This window comes from Acinetobacter kanungonis, from assembly GCF_009939195.1.
GTDB classification, from domain to species: domain Bacteria; phylum Pseudomonadota; class Gammaproteobacteria; order Pseudomonadales; family Moraxellaceae; genus Acinetobacter; species Acinetobacter kanungonis.
Genome location: NZ_JAACKC010000007.1, coordinates 1 through 21128, shown reverse-complemented (window position 1 = coordinate 21128; position 21128 = coordinate 1). Strand labels below are relative to the sequence as shown.

Here is a 21128-nt window from a genome sequence, read left to right as displayed (position 1 = left end):
AGAATAAGGTTTAATAAATGCGTAAAATAATCAAAGCATTAGCTTTTGCTAGCATTTCACTCAGTTCAATGGTTCATGCTGCGGGCTATGGCGTGGTGGATTTAGAGCAAGTAGTGGAAAATAGCACTTACCTGAAAGCGCAGAATGCAACGCTACAACAATCAATCAAACCGCAAACCACTCGTTTAGAGCAGTTAGGTAAAGAGCTTGATGCGATGAAGCAAAAGGCTCAGGCAACTAAACTTTCTGAAGCTGAAATGCAGAAAATGAGTGCAGAGTATCAAACTAAGTTGAATGAATTAAATGGCATTCAGCAAGGTTTGCAATCTAAAGTACAAGCATCTTTGCAAGTTATGAATAAGACGCTTGATGCCCGAATCAAGCAAGTTGCTGAACAATTGCGTAAAGAAAATAGCTTAGATGTTGTTTTGAATAAAAACTCTGCGCTTGCTTATGACGCTAAGTATGATTTAACTGATAAAATGATTCAAAAGGTTAATGCAATCAAGTAATCCATGAATCTTAACAAAAAAAGTTTAAAAGACCTCGCTCACCTAGTTCAAGGTGAGTGTCTTGGTCAATCTGACCTAGTTATTCAGGGCTTAGCGAGTCTGGATACAGCATCTCCGCAGCATATCTCCTTTGTTACAGATGAGAAGTATCTGGAAAAGGCATTAGCATCCCGAGCTGGGGCTTTAATTGTCACCAAAGCGCTACAAGAAAAATTGCATAGCCATCAAAATTTTATCTTGGTTCCGAATCCATATCTGGCTTTCGCCATCTTGACTCATGTGTTTGAGAAAAAACATAGTGAAGTGGGGATTGAGAGCACAGCCAAAATTCATCCTTCTGCAATCGTGTCTGACAGTGCTTATATTGGTCATTATGTTGTGATTGGTGAAAATTGTGTGGTTGGTGATAACACCATTATTCAAGCACATGTGCGTATTGATGATGATGTCGAAATAGGCAAAGATGGTTTCATTGATTCGCATGTCACTTTAACGGGTGCGTGTAAAATTGGTGATCGAGTGCGTATTCATGCCAATACCGTGATTGGTAGCGAAGGATTTGGTTTTGCGCCATATCAAGGTAAATGGCATCGTATTGCACAATTGGGATCAGTAATTATTGGTCATGATGTACGTATTGGTTCGAATTGTAGTATTGATCGCGGTGCTTTGGATGATACTATTTTGGAACATGGTGTTAAGATTGATAACCTTGTGCAAATCGCCCATAACGTTAAGATCGGTGAAAACACTGCAATTGCAGCGAAGTGTGGGATTGCAGGTAGTACTACGATTGGCAAAAACTGTATCCTTGCAGGTGCTTGTGGTGTAGTAGGGCATATCACAATTGCTGATAATGTAACAATTACAGGAATGTCAATGGTCACAAATAATATTTACGAAGCTGGAAGTTATTCTGGTGGAACAGGATTATTTGCAACACCACAGTGGAAGCGGACAGTTGTGCGGTTCAGACAATTAGCAGATGTGCCATTGACCCAATTAGTCAAACGACTTGATCATATGCAGACTCAAATTGAGTCCCTTGAATCAACTTTTAAATTGCGTAAATAGAATTATGATGACTGAGTCGACTTTACTACCATTTACGAAACCAGAATTGCCAATGCATATTCAGCAAATTCGTGAATATTTACCACACCGTTATCCATTCTTATTGGTTGATCGTATTACTGATGTAACTGATAATGGGATTGTTGGTTATAAAAACGTTTCAATCAACGAAGAGTTCTTACAAGGACATTTCCCGAACTATCCAATTATGCCAGGTGTGCTGATTGTTGAAGCTTTGGCTCAAGTTTCGGGTATTCTTGGTTTTATTATGAACAATGAGAAGCCAAGTGAAGGTTCTTTGTTCCTTTTTGCGGGTGCAGAGAAGGTAAGATTTAAAAAACAGGTGGTTGCAGGCGACCAACTTGTATTAAAATCAGAACTGATTATGCAAAAACGTGGTATTTACAAATATAACTGTATTGCTACTGTAGATGGTGTTGTTGCTACAACCGCAGAAATCATGGTTTATCATCAGAAAGTATAGAGCAGGCATGAGCAATAACGAATTAATTCATCCAACCGCTATTATTGACTCATCAGCAGTAATTGCTCCAGATGTGCAAATTGGACCGTATTGTATTATTGGTCCGCAGGTCACAATTGGTGCAGGAACAAAACTTCATTCACATGTTGTGGTTGGGGGATACACGCGTATTGGAAAGAATAACGAAATTTTCCAGTTCGCGAGTATTGGTGAAGTATGCCAAGATTTAAAATACCGAGGTGAAGAAACTTGGTTGGAAATTGGTGATCACAACTCGATTCGTGAGCATTGCAGCTTGCATCGTGGTACTGTGCAAGATGAGTCTTTAACTAAGATTGGCAGTCATAACCTATTAATGGTGAATACCCATATTGCGCATGACTGTATGGTCGGTGATCATAATATCTTTGCCAATAACGTTGGTGTTGCAGGACACGTTCATATTGGTGATTACGTTATTGTTGGTGGAAACTCAGGTATTCATCAGTTCTGTAAGCTTGCTTCATACAGCATGGTGGGCGGGGCGTCTTTAATTGTTAAAGATGTGCCAGCTTATGTCATGGCTTCGGGTAATCCAGCACATGCATTTGCCATGAATGTTGAAGGTATGCGTCGTAAAGGTTGGTCTAAAGAAGTAATTCAAGGTCTACGTACAGCATTTAAACTCATTTATAAAGAGGGTTTGACTACGGTTGAGGCTGTTGAGCGAATTCGTCAGGAAATTTTACCGACAGTTGCTGAAGCTCAATTGTTACTTGACTCTCTTGAACAATCTGAACGCGGTATTGTGCGTTAAGTTTTGTATCATAAGAAAAGACACCATATGGTGTCTTTTTTTATTTCTTCAAATAGCCAGCTTCTTCACTTTTCGGATATTGTTTTAAGAGTTTGGCTTTGTATTGATTGGCTAAAGCTGTATTGCGGTCAACATCTTTTGCTATGCTATATAGTTGATATAGCGCACGAGATGCTTTGGATGACTGTGGATATTGATTCACGACGATATTGTAATTGCGCTTAGCTTCCGTGTAATTGGTTGGTTCGATGGCCAAATTAAATTCAGCTAGCCAAAAATATGCATTGCTGATGTAGATACTGTTTGGGTGGTTTTTAATAAAGTTTTGCATAGGTGCAATGGCTTTTTTGGCACCACCTTGTTTGTAGGCATCTAATGCGACAGTATAGGCTGCCTTCTCTAGCTCAGTTGCTTGCTGATTTGCCGCAGCAGGCCCAGTATTGCTTACTGTTGCGCTAGGCGTAACAGGTGGAATTGCTGTTGGGCTGCTGCTATTGACTGGATTTACTGCTGTAGTGGCGGGTGTGCTGGTACTGGGTGAACTATCCTGTTGATTATCCTCCGTTTGAGTAGCACTCTCAGGATCAACCTTTTGTTGTAAAAGTTCTAGGCGTTGATCTAGGTCGGTATAGCGGTTGTTGAGTTCATTTTTAAGCTGTTCAATCGTATTTTCTTGTTCTTCAATGCGCCCACGCAAGCTACGAATATCATTTTCAAGTTGCTGGTTTTTCTGCATCAGTTGCCAATTGATGTTGGTTGGTACACTGGTTTCTGCAACAGGGGTGTTGGTTGAAGTTGAGCCATAGTTAGAACCGGAGTCGCTTTGACTTAAACCGCGAGTTTCAATTGGGACGTTGGCAAAAATAGAACTGGTGCTGAGTAAAGTGAGTGCATAAAGTGCATGCTTAAATTGCATCATAAAACATATCCATTTTGTATTACTTGCTTAAAGCCTTGTGTTTATATGGCTTTATTCATTTCATCTTGAACACATTTAAAATGCTCAAGCACTGAAATGCAATAAGTGTTTTCAATCTTGTCGTATGTTTAAGGTAAACCCAAAAATAAATATGCATATAAATTGTGCTAAATACATGCTTTTGTATTTTAAATAGACAAATGAATGGCTTAGGTACATAAAACTAGGATAAGGGCTTGCAACTTGGTAAAAAATCTCTATACTCTGTTCTTGCAATGGTAGCCCTGCCGGTTACTTCGCAATTACACTCTGCGAACCCCGCCAGGACCGGAAGGTAGCAACGGTAGTAGAATTGTGATGTGCCGAAGCTTTGCTGGTAGGGTTGCCACCATTTCATAATTATAACCTCTAATTTTTATCTTTATTTATTCTTCACTTTCTTTTCTGCTAATTACTTTCATAATCGCATCCATATCAAATCCTCTGTACTGTAAGAAGCGAATTTGCTTTGCTTTTAGTTTTGGGTCTCTTTCAACGGTTATACCGAATTTTTTGATTTTAAGTTGATAGGCTTGTTCTGCCCAATCAATTTCTTTTAATTCTTCTTGAATTAATTCACTGTTTATTTTTTTGTTTTTTAATGCCAGCTTAATGCGCTGCGGACCTTTGCCTTTACGTTTTTGGCTGGAAAGTACAATTTCAGCAACACGTTGGTCACTTTGATAATTATTGTTTGAGAGTTCTTCAACAAGGTTGATCACTTCTTCTCGATTTGCCGCATAGGTCGCTAGTTTCTCTATCAACTCTGCTTTGGAGTATTCCTTGCGGGTTAGTACGGCAAATGCATAAGAGCGCAAACGCGAGCCTGTGAGTCCTGTATTTTGTGGGGACTCCGTCTCTATGTCTTCGTGAGCTGGCTGAGTTGTCAGTGATGCTTGCACTGGAGTCTGTTCAGTATCTGATGTTCCAAATTCTTGCTTGAGACTCTCATAGTTGAGTAGTTTAGGAAATTTAGATGGATTCATATTACTTCTAATCTTTGATTGAAAAACGCCCCGTAGGGCGTTTTGGTGCAATGGCGATATGTTGAGAACTTAAATGACTTATGCATCTAGCAAAAAGTTAGGCTCTTCTTCCTCTTTTTCTTCAACAACACCGCCAGTAGTTAGCAACTGTTCGCGAATGATGCGTTCAACTTCTTGTGCCAATTGCTGGTTTTCTTCAAGGTGACGAATCACATTGTTTTTACCTTGACCAATTTTGTCGCCTTGGTATGAATACCAAGCACCAGCTTTCTGGATGATGTCTTGCTGAACGGCAAGATCAACCAACTCACCGAGCTGATTTACACCTTTACCATAAAGAATCTGGAACAGGGCTTCTTTAAATGGAGGAGCCATTTTGTTTTTAACAACTTTGACTTTGGTTTCTGAACCAACGATTTCATCGCCTTCTTTTACTTGACCTACACGACGAATATCTAGACGTACAGATGCATAGAATTTCAATGCATTACCACCAGTTGTGGTTTCTGGACTACCGAACATCACACCAATCTTCATACGGATTTGGTTAATGAAGATCACCATACAGTTCGAGCGTTTCGCATTACCTGTGATTTTACGTAGCGCCTGACTCATTAGGCGAGCTTGTAAGCCCATGTGCGAGTCACCCATTTCGCCTTCAATTTCGGCACGTGGGGTAAGTGCGGCAACGGAGTCGACAACAATAAGGTCGATTGCGCCAGAGCGAACCAGCATGTCCGCAATTTCGAGTGCTTGTTCACCATTGTCTGGTTGAGAGACGAGTAGATTGTCGATATCAACGCCAAGCTTACGCGCATATTGTGGATCAAGCGCATGTTCAGCATCGATAAAGGCACACGTACCGCCAGCTTTTTGACATTGTGCAATCGCTTGTAATGTCATGGTCGTTTTACCTGAAGATTCAGGACCGTAAATTTCGACGATGCGACCTTTAGGTAAGCCACCAATACCGAGTGCGATATCTAATGTTAATGAACCTGTGGAAACCGCTTCAACGGCTTGCACGGTGTTATCGCCAAGACGCATTACTGTATTCTTACCAAATTGTTTTTCAATTTGGCTTAGGGCAGCATTCAGCGCCTTGCTTTTATTCTCATCCATCTCACGACCTCAAAACTATGTCACTTCATTTCTAACTAAAGTGGATGTATTGCATTACAAACGTTTTCCACTTCAGTATAGTGACAGAATTATTCCTGTTATTCTATGTCTGTTGTATCTAGTGCGACACAACATGACGCGACTGATTTAATCATCATTATATGACCAATACTGGTCAAATTGTTGATCATTTTCTTGTTTAAATTTACTGATTTGTCGGCGATCTTTTTTAGATGGACGATGATCAGGTCGAGCAAGATTATGCAACTTTCTTTGTGATGCAAGCAATTCTCTTTTTGCTAAACTGACTTCAGTTTCTTCATACAGCAGTTGAGCTACTGGCGAAGGACCACGCACTCCTGAAATGGCTTTGATGACCACAGTTTTTTTTTCAAAACCCTGTTGAATGGTGAGTTCCATTCCGACACGAACTTCTTTAGAGACTTTGACGCGTTCACCGTCAAAATGGACTTTGCCGCCCTCAATGGCAGATTTGGCGATGCTACGTGTTTTAAAAAAACGTGCAGCCCATAGCCATTTGTCGATACGCATGGTTTCAGCAGCTAAATGTTGCTCTGCTTTAGGCATATTGCTTGTGTTCCTCGGCTTGTTCCAGTAAAGGGATGAAATCCGTCAAATGTTTTAACATTGGAAAGGGGGATTCGTCACGGACTAATCCTATAGATGAGGGCTGTTGAATGCTAATTAAATGCTGTAAGCCGAATTTTTGTGCACCCAATAAAACTTTCTCTGTATCATCAATAAAATACGCCTGAGCAATATTAAATGGATGTTGTAGCTGCAGCTCTTCCCAGAAGGCAGGAAACTCTTTGGCATGACCAAGGGTTTCACTGCTGACAATCACATCGAAATATTCAGCAATGCCAGTTTGTTCTAATTTGAACTTTAAACTGGCGCAGTCGGCATTGGTGGCAAGCCAGCATGGATACTGGTTGGCTTTTAGATATTCGAGTAGCTCGATACAACCACTGCGTAGGCTGACTTTATGTTGATGTTCTTGCTGTAAAGCCAATACATCTACCCCGACTTTTGCTGACCAGAAACGTGAGGAATACCAATTTAAGGTGTGGCTATGTTCTTGGTAAAACTCAAATAAAGTCGCCTGACTTTGTTCAAGGGTACATTGATGTGTTTCGGCATAACGAATAGGCAGCAATTGGTTCCAGATCAAATCGTCATAGGCAAGATCGAGTAATGTGCCATCCATGTCGAAGATCACAATAGGTTTAACCATTTAACAGTCCTAACAGTCTTTGGGAGTAATGGAGAGTATCAGCTCTGCATAATGGGTGAGCTGAATGAAATCAGGCTTTACTATAACAGCAAAGTCATGAATAGAATAATGGATGCTTTACGTATTGAGATTTGAGAGTCAATTGATGCAGTCCATTGGTGGAATTGCCTAGTTTAGGGAAATGCGGCATAGTGATAAATTACCTTTTGGTAAAATAATTAAACTGATTATTAAGTATTTAAATCTATTTTAATGATAATTATAGGTAATATTGATCATGGTGGGATGTGTACGGCTGCTTTATGTAAGTAAATTTACTCAGAATGATGATGTATTTAAGCCTGAATTAATGAATATTTTAGCGACCTCTGTTGATCATAATGCTTCGCATGAAATTACTGGAGTGCTGTGTTATGGCAATGGATATTTTGTTCAATGTCTAGAGGGTGAGAAATCTAAAGTCAGTAATTTGTACTTTGACCGCATTTTAAAAGACCCACGGCATAAGGGGTGTCAGATTCTGTATTTTGAAGAGCAGGTTGAGCGCTTATTTCCTGAGTGGGCAATGAAGTTTGCGCCAATTAACCCGAGTATCAGGGCCTTCTTCCAACAGCAGTATGCCGAAGAATTTAATCCGACTTTATTGACTGCAAGAACCATAGGGCCTTTCATCAAGCTTTTGGCACAGCAGAATGCGTGGGAATATTATACTTAACAGGACTCTGTGTATTTTCACATTCCTGAGTAATACGATTGAGACTTAGGGTTGTGCAATTTAGCATTACAAAGCGTATGATGAAATATAGAAACGAATTGCAATGAAGTAACTCAGTGCAGGAAAGAAAATACTGTGCGACATGTAATAAATCAGCATTTCTTGAAGATGCTTATTAAAGGCGATTTATGTTTATAAAAACAGATGAACCGCAAGATGCAATGATCTTGCAACTGGTTCCAATGATGACGCAGGCATGTGAAATCCTGAATCAGGAATTTCAGCAATATTGTTCAGGTGAACATTTTAATATTGAACATAAGCATGATGCATCGCCTGTCACGCAAGCAGACTTTAGAGCCAATCAATTTATTACACAGGCTTTGGCGGACTATAGTCCTGATATTCCATTGTTGTCGGAAGAAGGTGAGTATAGTCTACGTCAGCAATGGCAACGTTTCTGGTTGCTTGATCCACTGGATGGCACCAAAGAATTTTTACATCAGCGACCTGAATTCACGATTAATTTAAGCTTGGTAGATGGTGCACAGACCGTATTTGCCATTCTAGCGATTCCTGGCGAGCAATCGATGTATATCTGTCCAATTCAAGGCATGCCGCTGAAATTGGATATAAAGACTCAACAATGGTTTATCTATAGTTCAGAACATCAACAAACAGATACGGTTAAGATAGGCCTTAGTCAAAGTTCACAGCAAAAAGGTCAATATCATGAGTATCTGCAAGTCTTAGAAAGCATCACGGAATACAGTGTGTTTAAGGCAGGAAGTGCTTACAAGTTCTGTATGATGCTGGAACATAAGATTGATATTTATCCGCGATTTCATCCCACCAGTGAGTGGGACACCAGTGCAGGGCAATGTTTGCTTGAGCGCATTGGTGGTGGACTCGTAGACTTTAAGGGACGTCCATTTTTATATAATCAGCGTGATAGTTTGCTGAATAAGGGTTTTATTGCCTACCGAACGGCTGAAATGCAGGTATTGGCTTTAGAAGTATTGGCAAGAATGTTGAGCAAGCATTAGGCAAACAGGTTAAAATGGTACAGTGTAAATACCCAAAAACTATGAAGATATCATGGCATTAGAAAGACTCCCGCGCAGTATGCTCAAAGCAATCGATTTATTGCCTGATACCAGCACGCCAGTTACATTGTTCACGCGACATTCTCTACGCGAGATGGTGAGTGGGCAGGGCTTAGCGGGTTATGATTTACAATTGACTTCTCAAGGTAGAGATTTGGCTCAGGCATGGGGAGCACATCTGATTGGTCAAACCGACCGTATTATTCAGCATTGTATTTCTAGTCCTATTCAACGCTGTGTCGATACCGCAGCCCTGATGATTCAGGGTGCAGATTCTATGAGTCAGCAAAGTAATACCCATCATATTGAGATTGTGCAACAAGGCTTGCTGGTTGAGCCTGGTAGTTTTGTTTTGGATATTAAGCAGGCAGGTCCTTATTTTCGTGAACAAGGTGCATTGGGCTTTATTAATAGCTTTGTGAATAATGCATTGCCTGGAATGAAGCATCCGATTCATGGGGTGGTAGATGTGCTGGAGCTGATTTATAACACCCATCCCCAGCAGCATAGCGGTTTAAGTTTGGCGGTAAGTCACGATACGATTATTGCGGCTATTCTTGCGGTGATTTCTGGTCGTAATGTGATTACACAAGAAGATTGGCCACAAATGATGGAAGGTTTATTTGTCTGGTTTGAAGGTGATGAATTTTTAGATTCGAAACTCAAATGGATTTGGCGTGGCGAATTGCATGAACTCAATATTCGGCAGTTTAAACAGCATCATTAAAATAATAACCAGCTAAGGTTTTATTTTTTATATTTGTGATAAGCAAGTATGTCCTTCATTATTCTTAATTTTTTGTATTATATAAAAATATAATATATCATAATTTAAATAACATCATGTTTTTAAATGATTTATTTTACATTTACCTATCTAAATTAATAACAATTGGGGATTTTTTTGAAAAGTGTGATGAATTACCCTTTGCACATTTTAAGTGTTTGTGTTGCTTCTATTTTATTAACAGCCTGCGGTGGCGGCGGTGGGGATTCTACTAGTGGAGGTACTTCAAATCCTGATTCATCTATAGATACCACGCCAAACCAGCCCTTGTACCCTGAACCAAGCAAAGATGTACTGGATGAGGAGACGCTGGGTTTTTATGATTATGATGCGAATTCTTCAACGCGTGTAATCCGTTCCGATTTAACGGGAACATTACAAGCTATGGTGCAATTTGCACAGGCACATGTGGTTGATCCTAGTGGAAATGAGGCGAAAAATATGCCTCGACTGACATCGGAGCGGGAAGCTTTACTATTAGTTACCCCGACGGCTGAAATGGGGGATGTGCAGCAGCTTGAGCTTGAGATCTATCAAGATGGATTATTGGTGCGCCGTGTAAAATTAAATGATCCATCGCAAATTCCACTTTCAGATCAAAGTAATCAAGACCAACGTCCGCAAGTCTTGTATAGCAAACGAGCTTGGTCGACTAAGCTAAATTGGGATGAAATTCAATCTGGGCTGAAGCTTAAATTGATTGATGGAAGTGGGCGTACAGGTGAATTATTAGAGTCACAAATTGATTTTGCACCGCCAGGTGAATTGGTTTTAAACAATATCCGACTTGGTTTACTAACTGATCCGCCTATTTCTACAGGACACTATATGTTGCTTGAGCCTGAAAAGGCAGGTACAGATTACTTCCAAACCATTCCTGCTGCGGAAATGACCGTCGCTAAATACGATGATATGAAACTTAGTCGAGTGATGGTCGCTAATGGTACGATTTATGACACCAATAGTGCTGTAGAGGGTGGTGTTTATTCGGGGGATATGCGAGAAAATGTAGCAAAATCTACTTTTAGTGTAGGTATTAATTTAGCCAATTGGGGTGTGACCAGTGCCTCCATGGCGAGTCAAGAGCAACCTCAGCTAACCGAAAGTGTGATTGTACATCATGCGCGTGGCAAATATAGCAATGGTGATCAAACCCATGGTTTAAGCGGTGGCAATGGCATGCTGACGCTAATTGATTCAGTTGGCAATGAGTTTAGTCATGAGATTGGACATCATTATGGCTTGGGGCATTATCCTGGTTCGGTATCGGTTGAAGGTCAGCCGACCAATTATTTCTGGTCAGCACATCATGCGGACAGTGGCTGGGGCTATATTTCATTTCGCGATAAAATGCGCGGTAATTTAAATTGGAAATCTACCAGTTTGGGTGATGGTGCGAATGGTGTGCCAAATTTTCTAAAACTTTATCCTTATGGTTGGGATGCTATGGCGGGCGGTGCAACGGCTAGCTCAATTTCACGTTATACCCATCATACGGGATATAGTACATCAACCAAGATACAACCACACTTTAACCGCTATATGTGGGATGCAAATTCGAGCACAGGTTATTTAAAATGGAATGCCACCACGCGAAAGATGGAAGTTGCACAACCTCGAGTGCCAAGTTCTAGTAAAGTTTGGTATAACCGAGCGGATGGGAATTATCTCAAGCCACGCTTATTTGGTGTGCCTGTATATACCATTTTGGGTGGATATGATCCCGTAAATCAGGTAGGTCTATTGTATCCTGCTGCGCGGAGTAACTGGGGCAATGTATTTACTCTACCTGAAGTCACTACGACTGCAACACAAGCCGCATGTTGGTTAAAGGTGGTTTCAGTAAATGGTAGTCAAACCATTGCATTGGCGCCAAATCGCATGGATGCCACGAACAGCCCTGCCAATAAATTGCATGTCAATCTTGCGATTTCAGATCAGCCTCAGCATGTTGATTTATATTGTAAAAAGACAAATGAAGCTGAAAAGTTGTTATCCAGTATCGATATCCCAACATATACCGATGCAATTCAGCCAGCAGTAAAAATTGGTCGTGAAAATGGTTATGCAGCTTTACGCAAAGTCGAGCTTCTAAGCCTAGAGCAGGCATTGCTTGCGCAAAGTGGGCAAGCAATCGTGGCTTTGTCTGCGAATGAGCAGCTCTTGTATGATGCATATCGAAACAATCGAGCAGAACTCTCTGTTCCCGCACAGCAAGTGCTTGCGCTGTACGAAAGCCAGCAGCAAAAAATTTATCGTTTAAATCGCTGGATGAATGTGTACGCTCAAGATTTGGTAGCCGAAAAGACGGATGCAGAAACAGCATTGGCGGCATTTATTCAGCAATTGGGTTTGGAAACGGATACTCTATTGAATCAGCAAAGTACCTTGTTGAATAAAACCAATTGCTTAAAAGTAGAGAAAACTGCAGCAGGTCAATATAACCCTTATATTAGTGGTCCAACAGCTTGTACAGGAGATGACTCCGAAAAATGGATTTTAGATGCTTTAGGGCGTATTCATAGTAAATGGGCTATGGATCAATGTTTAACCAGTAATGGTAGTGGCAATAAAATTACACTGGCGACGTGTTCAACGCAGTCAAGCAGTCAGATTTGGAGCATGATGGCCGATACCCAGTCGATTCGTCAGGGAAGTCAGTGTTTTGACTTGAATAAAGGCTATTTGGTGGATAATCGTGCTGATTTGATTCGTTACTCATGTACCAATGGAGCAAACCAAAAGTGGAGCATGCTGGTTCCAAATAACAATCTTATTTTATCTTATTTAAAACCAAAGAATTTGGCTGTACTGGCAAATTAAGCTGATGGCTCCTTCACAATGCTTGGTGGAGGGGCTTTAGTTGGTGAAATATTTGAATGGAACAGGTTGGAGATAAATCTACAGACGTAAAAAAAGCCCTGATGGGCTTTTTTCAATACAGCAAATTAGTTAGCTAAAGCTTTAACTTGTGCATTTAAACGGCTCTTATGACGAGCAGCTTTGTTCTTATGGATGATGCCTTTATCAGCCATACGGTCGATTACAGGAACAGCTTTTTTGTAAGCTTCTGTAGCAACAGTGTGGTCACCAGCAGCGATAGCAGCTACTGTGCGTTTGATGTAAGTACGAACCATAGAACGCAAGCTTGCGTTGTGTTTACGTGCTTTAACGTTTTGACGAGCACGTTTTTTTGCTTGAGCAGAGTTTGCCACTCGTGCACTCCTTGAATTAGATTGGTCTGGGCGGGCTGCAATTCAAACTGAAAACCAACATCAGCAGAACTATCACCAGCCCGTAAACAAGTGCCATATTTTGATTAAACACGACTACGAAGTCAAGTCTTGACATGCTTTGACAACATTTTAGATGCAGAAAAATGTTAAAGAAAACGTTAGATTACTAATAAATCATGGAGAATGATCAAAAAATGATAAATCCGATTCAAAAGGCAATAGTGATTGGCGCAACAGGTTTAGTTGGTCGAGCCTTAATAAAACAATTAAATGAATTAGCCAGTTGCGAACAAATTACGGCAGTCGTACGGCATTATGATGTGCAATTAAGTCAGAAGGAAAAAGTGCATCAATTTGTGCTTGAAGATTTTTTAATGCTCAATGATGAAGATATCCAAGGTCATACTCATGCGTTTAGCTGTTTAGGCTCAACGTTGAAAAAAGCAGGGTCTAAAGCACAGTTTTATAATATTGATTATGAAATTAATGCGCACTTTGCCGATTTGTTGGAAGAAAGAGAAATCCATTATCTGTTGGTGAGTGCACTGGGAGCCAATGCAAAATCGCCGATTTTCTATAATCGGGTGAAAGGTGAGCTTGAACAGCATATTCGAGAGTTGGCGTTGTACAAGACCTCTATACTGCAACCCTCACTCTTATTGGGTGAGCGATCTGAACAGCGCGTGTTAGAAGGTGCAACGCAACGTTTATATCAGAAGATGTCGCATTTAGTGCCTGATTCTTTTAAATATAAGCCAGTGACCGCAGAACAAGTGGCTCATACTATGGTCGTGGCAGCCCAATCTCAAACTGAAAAGTTTGAAATTTATGATAATTTACGCATACAAAAAGCCAAATAATGGAGAGAGAAGTGGCAACTGTACCTTTTGTAACTTGTGATTTACTGGATGATAATCCTGAAAAAGAACTTCAGGTGGTGACGCCATCAATGGATGGTAAATTCTTTAAAAGCTATGGCGCACGTAAAAGCTTTGGTGGTCAAGTGGTGACTGTAAAGTGTTTTGAAGATAACTCCCGTGTGAAAGAGTTATTGGCGACGGACGGTACAGGTAAAGTTCTTGTGGTCGATGGTGGTGCGTCAATGCGCTGTGCACTTATGGGAGACTTGATTGCTGAATCTGCTGTGAATCATCACTGGAATGGGGTGATTATTTATGGTTGTGTGCGTGATGTAGACGCAATTGCAGTACTAGATTTGGGTGTGCATGCATTGGCTGCAATTCCACAAAAAAGTAATCGTAAAGGCATAGGCGAAACAGATATTCCACTTTATTTTGGTGGTGTGACCATCCAATCTGGTGATTATATTTATGCCGACAACAACGGCATTGTGGTGGCTAAAGAACAATTGGTCGAATTATAAGACGAACGAGAAAAAGGACAATATATGGTGAACCATCAAATTAAAGTCATTCAAGCCTTGGCTTCTTCTTTGGCTGAAGGTGGTCGAGGTGTGTCGGGTACAGCCTTTCCCAAACAACCTGAGAAAGCATTAAAACTCTATGAATTTGAAGGTTCGCCATTTTGTCGCCGTGTGCGAGAAGTTTTAACTTTACTTAATTTGGATTATGAGGTTTATCCTTGTCCAAAAGGTGGAAACAAGTATCGTCAAATTGTAAAACAACAAGGTGGGAAAACGCAGTTTCCATTCTTGATTGATGAAAATACGTCGACGCACATGTATGAGTCACAGCAGATTATTCATCATCTGTTTAAACATTATGGGCGTACAGGCAAGACTCCAAAAAAATTTGCACATTATCCAAAGTTGCCTGTGGTGGCTTTGGCAGGAACGTTGATTAATGGCGCGCGGGGTGTTTGGATTGATAAAAGAATTATTGATCGTGCAGCACCTGAACAAATGCTTGAATTATGGGGCTTTGAAGCCAGTCCATTTACACGTGTGGTGCGTGGGGTACTGACTGAACTCGAATTGCCGTTTGTCTTTCATAATGTTGCCAAAGAGCGCTGGCAAGATATGGGACCTGCGGTATTACGCTTGAAACCCGGCAAATATATTCCAATTAAAGAAGGCAAGCGTGAAAAGGTGGTCGAACTGATGGGGCGTGATATTCAAGTTCCATATCTGGTCGATCCAAACACGCAAGTGAAGATGTTTGAATCGGCAAAAATTGTGAAATATCTGAAACAGCAATACGGTGCGTAGGATTGAAATAAAACGAGCCTCGGAATCATTTGGATGTATTTCGAGTGCTTATTTAAGCTGTTAACACATCAAATAATTGTTGCATGCCTTCTGTCGCCGTTTTTGCAATAAGTTGATACTGTGTGGGCATACTTGGTCGATGCGCTTTGGGGTCAATATAATATGCCTGACAGTACTGTGGAATTTCATGAATTAATCCTGCAACGGGATAAACTTCCAAGCTGGAACCAATCACAATAAAAATATCTGCTTGTTGCACAATTTCTTGTGCTTCTGCATAGGCGGGTACGGCCTCACCAAACCAGACCACATGTGGGCGGAGTGGATAGCCCTCGGGGCAAAGATTCTTTTCTAAATTAAGTTCCCAACCTTGTATTGGATAAAATTCTGTTGAATATTCAGCATTTGGTCCAGAACTTTTGGCAAGGCGAATATTGCCATGTAAATGCAAGACATTGTCACTCCCTGCACGCTCATGTAAATCATCGATGTTTTGCGTAATGACATTGATATGATAGTGCTGTTGTAATTGAGCAATTAGTTGATGTGCACGATTTGGCTGAGCTTGTAAAATATGCTTGCGACGTTGATTATAAAAGTCTTGAACCAATTGCGGATTTCTTGCCCATGCTTCAGGTGTGGCAACATCTTCAATATTATAATTTTCCCAAAGACCATCATGATCACGAAAGGTTTGAATGCCACTTTCAGCACTCATGCCTGCACCTGAAAATACCACTAAGTTTTGCATAGCATTCCCTCATCGTATTGCTTGAGCCGAATCGGCATTCATGACTGAAATTGACTTTACTTCATGTTGTATCCAATCAACAAATTTATTCAAAATTGGTGAAGGTTGCTGATTCGAATGAACTAAATAATAAGCACGATTGCTTGGTAATAGACTATTGCTGGCAATTGCAAGCGCTTGATGATGGAGTTCTTGTTCAATCAGCATTTGAGGAATTAACGCAACACCCATGGAATGCGATGCTGCAACAGCGAGCATGGAGAACAATTCATGGCGCTGACCTACATCGGCTTTCGCATGTTGGATGTGATGAGCTTCAAACCATTCCTGCCAGATCGTCGGGCGTGTGGTTTGCTGTAATAAGGGCAGTTGTGCAATTTGATCTGGAGTTAAATCATAATTGTGTGGACTTAGTTTTTGGGCATTAGGAAAGTATTTCTCAATCAGCGCTGGAGAACAAACTGCAACAACATCTTCCTGCATTAAAAAATGGGTTTGGATGCCAGGCCAATGATGAATTTGTTGCTCAGTACCTGCATATATGGCTGCATCAAACATTTGCTCATTAAACAAAAAAGGTTTGGTGCTGGTCTCTAAGTGAATGGTGATTTCGGGATAACGTGCATTAAAGACGTGTAATTTCGGGAGTAACCAACGTGTCGCAAAGGTCGGAACGACCCCGAGCTTGAGCGTACCACCTAAACCCTTATGCGACATAACTTCCTGTGTGGCTTTTTCTAAGCCAATTAAATAGGGCTTTATCACGTCATAGTATTGCGCTCCCGCAACAGTCAGTTCCATGCCATGTCGGGTACGGGTAAACAGTTGAATGTCTAAAAAATCTTCCAATTGCTGGATTTGACGCGAGATGGCACTTTGGGTCATCGATAGTTCTTGCGAGGCATGCGTGTAACTGGCATGTTTGGCCGCAGATTCGAAGCAGAGCAGGCTCTGCATGGATGGAATTTTTCTTCTCATACTCATGGCTGGATCATTAGGATATTTTAAAACAGCATAAAACACGCCGTTCAGATAATCTCAAAATAGCGCAGGAATATATTTTTTACCACTTTATAACCTTATAAATATGTGAACATGAAATAAGATATGTGATTTAAGCATATCTGCATGCGAATTCATCGTTTGAATTATTTGTTTTTCCAGCATAGCATCAATACAGATAACAAGACCTAGCAGAGGATGCAATGAACCAAATGGTGAATACAAAAGCGACACGTGTACAATTTGATTGGAAAGATCCATTTTTAATTGAACAGCAACTGACTGAAGAAGAACGCATGATTCGTGATGCGGCGAATGCGTATTGTCAGGAACAGTTGATGCCACGTGTATTGGAGCAGTTTCGTCATGAACGAACTGATCCTAGTATTTTCCGTGAGATGGGCGAGCTTGGCCTATTAGGCCCAACGATTCCAGAACAATATGGTGGCGCGGGTTTAAATTATGTGAGTTATGGCTTAATTGCGCGTGAAATTGAACGTGTGGATTCAGGCTACCGTTCTATGGCAAGCGTACAAAGTTCTTTGGTGATGGTGCCCATTTATGAATTTGGTACAGAGCAACAAAAACAGCAATATTTACCAAAACTAGCATCCGGTGAGTACATTGGTTGCTTCGGTTTGACTGAGCCTGATCATGGTTCAGACCCAGGAAGTATGATCACACGTGCTAAAAAAGTTGCAGGTGGTTATCGTTTATCGGGTGCCAAAATGTGGATTACCAATAGTCCAATCGCAGATGTGTTTGTAGTTTGGGCGAAAGAAGTGTCTGAAGAAGGCAATGTTGGTGACATTCGCGGCTTTATTTTAGAAAAAGGTTGGGAAGGGCTTTCAGCACCAGCAATTCATGGCAAAGTTGGTTTACGTGCATCAATCACGGGTGAAATTGTGATGGATAACGTATTCGTACCAGAAGAAAATGCTTTCCCTGAAATTCGTGGCTTAAAAGGTCCATTTACCTGCTTAAATAGCGCTCGTTACGGCATTGCTTGGGGTGCGATGGGCGCAGCAGAGTTCTGTTGGCATACCGCACGTCAATATACGATGGACCGTAAACAATTTGGTCGTCCTTTAGCGGCAACCCAACTTATTCAGAAAAAATTGGCGGATATGCAAACTGAAATTGCTTTAGGTTTACAAGTTGCATTACGTTTTGGACGTATGAAAGATGAAGGAATTGCTTCGGTTGAAGGAACTTCTCTCATCAAGCGTAATAACTGTGGTAAGGCTTTAGACATTGCTCGTTTAGCCCGGGACATGATGGGTGGTAACGGTATCAGTGATGAATTCGGTGTTGCTCGTCATCTGGTGAATTTAGAAGTCGTGAATACGTATGAAGGAACTCATGATGTGCACGCACTGATTCTTGGTCGTGCGCAGACAGGACTTGCGGCATTCTAATTTAAAAACTTCCTTTTGCTCAAAACAGGATGCTCGTAAGAGCATCTTGAGGGCAAGTTTGTCTTAAAAAATTAAAAGTAAATGAAGATGCAGGATTAAGGAGCACATAATGGGAGCGTTAAAGGGAATCCGTGTTTTGGATTTGAGTCGTGTCTTGGCGGGCCCATGGTGTGGGCAAATTCTGGCTGATTTGGGCGCTGAAGTGATTAAAATTGAGCGACCACAATGTGGTGATGACACACGTATGTGGGGACCGCCGTGGATGCGTGATGCTCAGGGTCAGCCTACTCGTGAGTCGGGTTATTACCAATCTGCAAATAGAAATAAATATTCGGTTGCGATTGATATTACACGTTCAGAGGGACAAGCCATTTTGCATGAAATGGTCAAAACGGCTGATGTAGTCATTGAAAACTATAAAGCGGGTTCGTTACAGAAATATGGATTGGATTATGAGACTTTGAGTGCGCTTAACCCAAATCTGGTGTATTGCTCGATCACAGGTTTTGGGCAAACAGGACCACGTGCGGCTGAACCGGGGTATGACTTTATCATTCAAGGCATGTCTGGATTGATGAGTATCACAGGTGAAGAAGAAAGTTCGGGGCGTGGTGCACAAAAGGTGGGTGTCGCTGTGGTGGATCTTCAAACGGGTTTATATGCCACGATTGCAATTCAGGCTGCACTATTGGCTCGTCACCAGATTGGACGAGGGCAGCACATTGATTTGTCATTGTTAGATGTTCAGGTCGCTGGTTTAGCCAATCAAGGCATGAATTATTTGACCACAGGTGTATCACCAAAGCGTATGGGCAATAGCCATCCGAATATTGTTCCATATCAAACTTTTTATGCAAAAGACCAAGAGTTTATTGTGGCGTGTGGTAACGATAAGCAATTTAAAGATTTTTGTATCGCAATTGGTTATACCTCATTACTAGAGGATGGGCGTTTTAATCGTAATCAAGATCGAGTTCGTCACCGTGAAGCGTTGATTGAATTATTATCCGCGCATTTTTTACAGCAAAATGCTGAGTCATGGGTAAGTGCGATTCATGCCTTTAAAGTGCCTGTTGGGTTAATCAATTCTGTTGCTGAAGCTTTACAAGAGCCGCAGATTCAACATCGGGAAATGGTGGTAAATATACAACATCCGCTTAATCCAGAGTTTCAGATGATTGGTTCACCGATTAAATTATCAGAAACACCTGTGGAATATCATCATGCACCGCCGCAATTGGGAGAACATACTTTGTCTGTATTGTCTCAATTTAAATCGGAACATGAATTACAGCGGTTAAAGGCAATTGGTGTGATTGAAGTTAAAATAGCCTAAGCATTAAAAAGCATTTGCTTCAACGGATTTCCGATTTTAGATAAAAAAGCCTCAGATTTGCTGAGGCTTTTTTATGTCAAGATTAAACAAGAAACTGTTGCAGGGCTTGATTAAACACTAGAGGCTGCTCCACATTAGAAATATGCGAAGCATCAATTTCTACCAATTGACTATTCGGAATCTGATTCTGCATAAACTGCGCATCTGCCACGGTAGTCACAGGGTCTTGCTGACCCACAACAATTAACACGGGCACAGTAATATGTTTCAGTTGCTCTCGCACATCCGCTTTAGCCAAAGCCGCACAACAGTTGGCATAACCTTCGGCGCTGCCAGCTGCCAAGTCGTTTTGAAGATGAGACACCACTGCAGCATGACTTTGGATAAAGGGAGCTGTGAACCATCGCGATGCTGCGGTATCTGCGATCGGTTGTAAACCTTGGGCTTGGACCAATGCCGCACGATCCAGCCACGCCTGTTCCTGACCAATTTTGGCTGCGGTATTGCACACCACCACATGGCTAAAACGCTCTGGATAATGAATTGCCAGCCATTGACCAGTTAAGCCACCCATAGAAATTCCACAGAAGGAGGCTTTTGCAATCTGTAAATGATCCAGCAACTGAATCACATCTTCGCCCAACTGCTGCAGGCTGTACGGACCTGTGGGCGTCGATGAAGCACCATGACCACGCGTGTCATAACACACCACAAAGAACTGATCCTTTAAAGCATTAAACTGCTGCTGCCACATGCCATAGTTGGTGCCTAATGAATTGGAAAATACCAGTGCAGGGTTGCTGGCATCGCCAAAGGTTTGATAATTGATGGTTGCATCATTTGAAATAAATGTTGGCATAAAATCCCTCCCGACCTCCCTTTAAAAAAGGGAGGGGAAATATCTTAAATAGTTATGATTTGTTAAACGCGCTGAATAATCAGCGCAATGCCTTGACCGACACCGATACACATTGAACACAGGGCATAAGTGCCACCGGTTTGTTCCAATTGATTCATTGCTGTCGTCACCAAACGCGCACCTGAAGCCCCGAGTGGATGACCAATCGCAATTGCACCACCATTTGGATTCACTTGCATGGTATCGTCGGCTAAACCGAGGTCACGCGTGACGGCAAGTGCCTGTGCAGCGAAAGCTTCATTCAGCTCAATCACATCCATTTGCTCAATCGTCAGATTGGCTTGTTTGAGGAGTTTCTTGATTGCAGGTGCTGGAGCAAAGCCCATGATGCGCGGTTCTACACCGACTGCCGTAGAAGCAATAATCTTGGCACGCGGTTTAAGTTGATACTGTTCAATTGCTGCTTCTGAAGCAATCAGTACAGCAGCCGCACCGTCATTGATGCCTGACGCGTTTCCCGCTGTGACGGTGCCTTCTGCTGTG

General features: G+C 41.5%; 23 protein-coding genes and 1 other RNA gene. 14 read left to right on the top strand and 10 right to left on the bottom strand.

Annotation, left to right across the window (positions count from 1 at the left end):
• The first annotated feature begins 17 nt into the window (after window positions 1-17).
• The 4 genes from GWK51_RS13120 to lpxA are packed head-to-tail and all read left to right on the top strand — an operon-like array spanning window position 18 to window position 2866.
• Window positions 18-512: an OmpH family outer membrane protein gene (locus GWK51_RS13120; RefSeq protein ID WP_161934055.1), complete on the top strand. Its 495-nt coding sequence runs from the start codon at window positions 18-20 to the stop codon at window positions 510-512.
• A 3-nt stretch (window positions 513-515) separates the two neighbouring features.
• Window positions 516-1586 carry a UDP-3-O-(3-hydroxymyristoyl)glucosamine N-acyltransferase gene (lpxD, locus tag GWK51_RS13115; protein WP_161934054.1) on the top strand — a complete coding sequence of 357 codons (1071 nt, stop codon included), beginning with the start codon at window positions 516-518 and terminating at the stop codon, window positions 1584-1586.
• Window positions 1587-1593: 7 nt separating this feature from the next.
• Window positions 1594-2070 (top strand): 3-hydroxyacyl-ACP dehydratase FabZ, encoded by a 477-nt coding sequence (fabZ, locus tag GWK51_RS13110; RefSeq protein ID WP_100242454.1) that lies wholly within the window; start codon window positions 1594-1596, stop codon window positions 2068-2070.
• A gap of 7 nt (window positions 2071-2077) precedes the next feature.
• The gene (lpxA, locus tag GWK51_RS13105) at window positions 2078-2866 is read left to right on the top strand and encodes an acyl-ACP--UDP-N-acetylglucosamine O-acyltransferase (protein ID WP_161934053.1); all 789 of its coding nucleotides are present in this window, start codon (window positions 2078-2080) and stop codon (window positions 2864-2866) included.
• A 40-nt stretch (window positions 2867-2906) separates the two neighbouring features.
• Here lpxA and GWK51_RS13100 read toward each other — a convergent pair whose 3' ends face one another.
• Complete coding sequence (locus tag GWK51_RS13100; RefSeq protein WP_161934052.1) at window positions 2907-3785, bottom strand: YbgF trimerization domain-containing protein; 879 nt, start codon at window positions 3783-3785, stop codon at window positions 2907-2909.
• A 285-nt stretch (window positions 3786-4070) separates the two neighbouring features.
• Here GWK51_RS13100 and ffs point away from each other — a divergent pair.
• An RNA gene (gene ffs, locus GWK51_RS13095) (signal recognition particle sRNA small type) lies at window positions 4071-4167 on the top strand.
• Window positions 4168-4210: 43 nt separating this feature from the next.
• On the opposite strand, the gene GWK51_RS13090 is transcribed toward ffs, so the two are convergent.
• From GWK51_RS13090 to GWK51_RS13075, 4 genes are all read right to left on the bottom strand, one after another.
• The gene (locus GWK51_RS13090) at window positions 4211-4810 is read right to left on the bottom strand and encodes a regulatory protein RecX (protein WP_161934051.1); all 600 of its coding nucleotides are present in this window, start codon (window positions 4808-4810) and stop codon (window positions 4211-4213) included.
• Window positions 4811-4888: 78 nt separating this feature from the next.
• Window positions 4889-5932, bottom strand: coding sequence for a recombinase RecA (recA, locus tag GWK51_RS13085; protein WP_100242458.1), 1044 nt, complete (start codon window positions 5930-5932; stop codon window positions 4889-4891).
• Window positions 5933-6079: 147 nt separating this feature from the next.
• A complete protein-coding gene (locus GWK51_RS13080) occupies window positions 6080-6520 on the bottom strand; it encodes an RNA-binding S4 domain-containing protein (protein WP_161934050.1) in 441 nt (146 codons plus the stop codon).
• Complete coding sequence (locus tag GWK51_RS13075) at window positions 6513-7187, bottom strand: HAD-IA family hydrolase (RefSeq protein WP_161934049.1); 675 nt, start codon at window positions 7185-7187, stop codon at window positions 6513-6515. The genes GWK51_RS13080 and GWK51_RS13075 overlap by 8 nt, the downstream gene beginning before the upstream one ends.
• 277 nt (window positions 7188-7464) lie before the next feature.
• Between GWK51_RS13075 and GWK51_RS13070 the strand changes: the two genes are divergently transcribed.
• The 4 genes from GWK51_RS13070 (at window position 7465) to GWK51_RS13055 (ending at window position 12618) form a co-directional block, all read left to right on the top strand.
• Entirely contained in the window at window positions 7465-7902 is a 438-nt protein-coding gene (locus GWK51_RS13070; protein WP_216071774.1) for a BLUF domain-containing protein, read from the top strand.
• Window positions 7903-8090: 188 nt separating this feature from the next.
• Window positions 8091-8948, top strand: coding sequence for a 3'(2'),5'-bisphosphate nucleotidase CysQ family protein (locus tag GWK51_RS13065; RefSeq protein WP_161934048.1), 858 nt, complete (start codon window positions 8091-8093; stop codon window positions 8946-8948).
• A 52-nt stretch (window positions 8949-9000) separates the two neighbouring features.
• Window positions 9001-9735, top strand: a complete 735-nt coding sequence (locus GWK51_RS13060; protein WP_100242462.1) for a histidine phosphatase family protein — start codon at window positions 9001-9003, stop codon at window positions 9733-9735.
• A 189-nt stretch (window positions 9736-9924) separates the two neighbouring features.
• A complete protein-coding gene (locus GWK51_RS13055; RefSeq protein WP_161934047.1) occupies window positions 9925-12618 on the top strand; it encodes a M66 family metalloprotease in 2694 nt (897 codons plus the stop codon).
• A 125-nt stretch (window positions 12619-12743) separates the two neighbouring features.
• Here GWK51_RS13055 and rpsT read toward each other — a convergent pair whose 3' ends face one another.
• A complete protein-coding gene (gene rpsT / locus GWK51_RS13050; RefSeq protein ID WP_100242464.1) occupies window positions 12744-13010 on the bottom strand; it encodes a 30S ribosomal protein S20 in 267 nt (88 codons plus the stop codon).
• Window positions 13011-13225: 215 nt separating this feature from the next.
• Here rpsT and GWK51_RS13045 point away from each other — a divergent pair, with 215 nt between their 5' ends.
• The 3 genes from GWK51_RS13045 to GWK51_RS13035 are packed head-to-tail and all read left to right on the top strand — an operon-like array spanning window position 13226 to window position 15219.
• The gene (locus tag GWK51_RS13045) at window positions 13226-13891 is read left to right on the top strand and encodes an NAD(P)H-binding protein (protein ID WP_161934046.1); all 666 of its coding nucleotides are present in this window, start codon (window positions 13226-13228) and stop codon (window positions 13889-13891) included.
• A gap of 11 nt (window positions 13892-13902) precedes the next feature.
• Window positions 13903-14415, top strand: a complete 513-nt coding sequence (rraA, locus tag GWK51_RS13040) for a ribonuclease E activity regulator RraA (RefSeq protein WP_161934045.1) — start codon at window positions 13903-13905, stop codon at window positions 14413-14415.
• A 24-nt stretch (window positions 14416-14439) separates the two neighbouring features.
• On the top strand, window positions 14440-15219 hold the full coding sequence (locus GWK51_RS13035; RefSeq protein ID WP_161934044.1) for a glutathione S-transferase N-terminal domain-containing protein: 780 nt from the start codon (window positions 14440-14442) through the stop codon (window positions 15217-15219).
• A 52-nt stretch (window positions 15220-15271) separates the two neighbouring features.
• Here the strand turns inward: GWK51_RS13035 and GWK51_RS13030 are convergent, their stop codons facing one another.
• Both GWK51_RS13030 and GWK51_RS13025 read right to left on the bottom strand, forming a co-directional pair.
• Window positions 15272-15970 carry an SIR2 family NAD-dependent protein deacylase gene (locus tag GWK51_RS13030; protein ID WP_161934043.1) on the bottom strand — a complete coding sequence of 233 codons (699 nt, stop codon included), beginning with the start codon at window positions 15968-15970 and terminating at the stop codon, window positions 15272-15274.
• Window positions 15971-15979: 9 nt separating this feature from the next.
• Complete coding sequence (locus tag GWK51_RS13025) at window positions 15980-16948, bottom strand: LysR substrate-binding domain-containing protein (protein WP_161934135.1); 969 nt, start codon at window positions 16946-16948, stop codon at window positions 15980-15982.
• A gap of 227 nt (window positions 16949-17175) precedes the next feature.
• On the opposite strand from GWK51_RS13025, the gene GWK51_RS13020 reads away from it, so the two are divergent.
• Both GWK51_RS13020 and GWK51_RS13015 read left to right on the top strand, forming a co-directional pair.
• Window positions 17176-18390: an acyl-CoA dehydrogenase gene (locus GWK51_RS13020; protein ID WP_161934042.1), complete on the top strand. Its 1215-nt coding sequence runs from the start codon at window positions 17176-17178 to the stop codon at window positions 18388-18390.
• Window positions 18391-18499: 109 nt separating this feature from the next.
• Window positions 18500-19726, top strand: coding sequence for a CaiB/BaiF CoA transferase family protein (locus GWK51_RS13015; RefSeq protein ID WP_161934041.1), 1227 nt, complete (start codon window positions 18500-18502; stop codon window positions 19724-19726).
• 82 nt (window positions 19727-19808) lie between these two features.
• Here the strand turns inward: GWK51_RS13015 and pcaD are convergent, their stop codons facing one another.
• A complete protein-coding gene (gene pcaD, locus GWK51_RS13010) occupies window positions 19809-20585 on the bottom strand; it encodes a 3-oxoadipate enol-lactonase (protein ID WP_161934040.1) in 777 nt (258 codons plus the stop codon).
• Window positions 20586-20647: 62 nt separating this feature from the next.
• A partial coding sequence (locus GWK51_RS13005; protein WP_456236804.1) for a thiolase family protein occupies window positions 20648-21128 on the bottom strand: 481 nt, incomplete at its 5' end.

What these genes read in the sequence shown, in the direction of transcription:
- GWK51_RS13120 (WP_161934055.1), top strand. Translation starts at nt 18, where the DNA reads ATGCGTAAAATAATCAAAGCATTAGCTTTTGCTAGCATTTCACTCAGT.
- lpxD (WP_161934054.1), top strand. Translation starts at nt 516, where the DNA reads ATGAATCTTAACAAAAAAAGTTTAAAAGACCTCGCTCACCTAGTTCAA.
- fabZ (WP_100242454.1), top strand. Translation starts at nt 1,594, where the DNA reads ATGACTGAGTCGACTTTACTACCATTTACGAAACCAGAATTGCCAATG.
- lpxA (WP_161934053.1), top strand. Translation starts at nt 2,078, where the DNA reads ATGAGCAATAACGAATTAATTCATCCAACCGCTATTATTGACTCATCA.
- GWK51_RS13100 (WP_161934052.1), bottom strand. Translation starts at nt 3,785, where the DNA reads ATGATGCAATTTAAGCATGCACTTTATGCACTCACTTTACTCAGCACC.
- GWK51_RS13090 (WP_161934051.1), bottom strand. Translation starts at nt 4,810, where the DNA reads ATGAATCCATCTAAATTTCCTAAACTACTCAACTATGAGAGTCTCAAG.
- recA (WP_100242458.1), bottom strand. Translation starts at nt 5,932, where the DNA reads ATGGATGAGAATAAAAGCAAGGCGCTGAATGCTGCCCTAAGCCAAATT.
- GWK51_RS13080 (WP_161934050.1), bottom strand. Translation starts at nt 6,520, where the DNA reads ATGCCTAAAGCAGAGCAACATTTAGCTGCTGAAACCATGCGTATCGAC.
- GWK51_RS13075 (WP_161934049.1), bottom strand. Translation starts at nt 7,187, where the DNA reads ATGGTTAAACCTATTGTGATCTTCGACATGGATGGCACATTACTCGAT.
- GWK51_RS13070 (WP_216071774.1), top strand. Translation starts at nt 7,465, where the DNA reads ATGGTGGGATGTGTACGGCTGCTTTATGTAAGTAAATTTACTCAGAAT.
- GWK51_RS13065 (WP_161934048.1), top strand. Translation starts at nt 8,091, where the DNA reads ATGTTTATAAAAACAGATGAACCGCAAGATGCAATGATCTTGCAACTG.
- GWK51_RS13060 (WP_100242462.1), top strand. Translation starts at nt 9,001, where the DNA reads ATGGCATTAGAAAGACTCCCGCGCAGTATGCTCAAAGCAATCGATTTA.
- GWK51_RS13055 (WP_161934047.1), top strand. Translation starts at nt 9,925, where the DNA reads ATGAATTACCCTTTGCACATTTTAAGTGTTTGTGTTGCTTCTATTTTA.
- GWK51_RS13045 (WP_161934046.1), top strand. Translation starts at nt 13,226, where the DNA reads ATGATAAATCCGATTCAAAAGGCAATAGTGATTGGCGCAACAGGTTTA.
- GWK51_RS13035 (WP_161934044.1), top strand. Translation starts at nt 14,440, where the DNA reads ATGGTGAACCATCAAATTAAAGTCATTCAAGCCTTGGCTTCTTCTTTG.
- GWK51_RS13030 (WP_161934043.1), bottom strand. Translation starts at nt 15,970, where the DNA reads ATGCAAAACTTAGTGGTATTTTCAGGTGCAGGCATGAGTGCTGAAAGT.
- GWK51_RS13025 (WP_161934135.1), bottom strand. Translation starts at nt 16,948, where the DNA reads ATGAGAAGAAAAATTCCATCCATGCAGAGCCTGCTCTGCTTCGAATCT.
- GWK51_RS13020 (WP_161934042.1), top strand. Translation starts at nt 17,176, where the DNA reads ATGAACCAAATGGTGAATACAAAAGCGACACGTGTACAATTTGATTGG.
- GWK51_RS13015 (WP_161934041.1), top strand. Translation starts at nt 18,500, where the DNA reads ATGGGAGCGTTAAAGGGAATCCGTGTTTTGGATTTGAGTCGTGTCTTG.
- pcaD (WP_161934040.1), bottom strand. Translation starts at nt 20,585, where the DNA reads ATGCCAACATTTATTTCAAATGATGCAACCATCAATTATCAAACCTTT.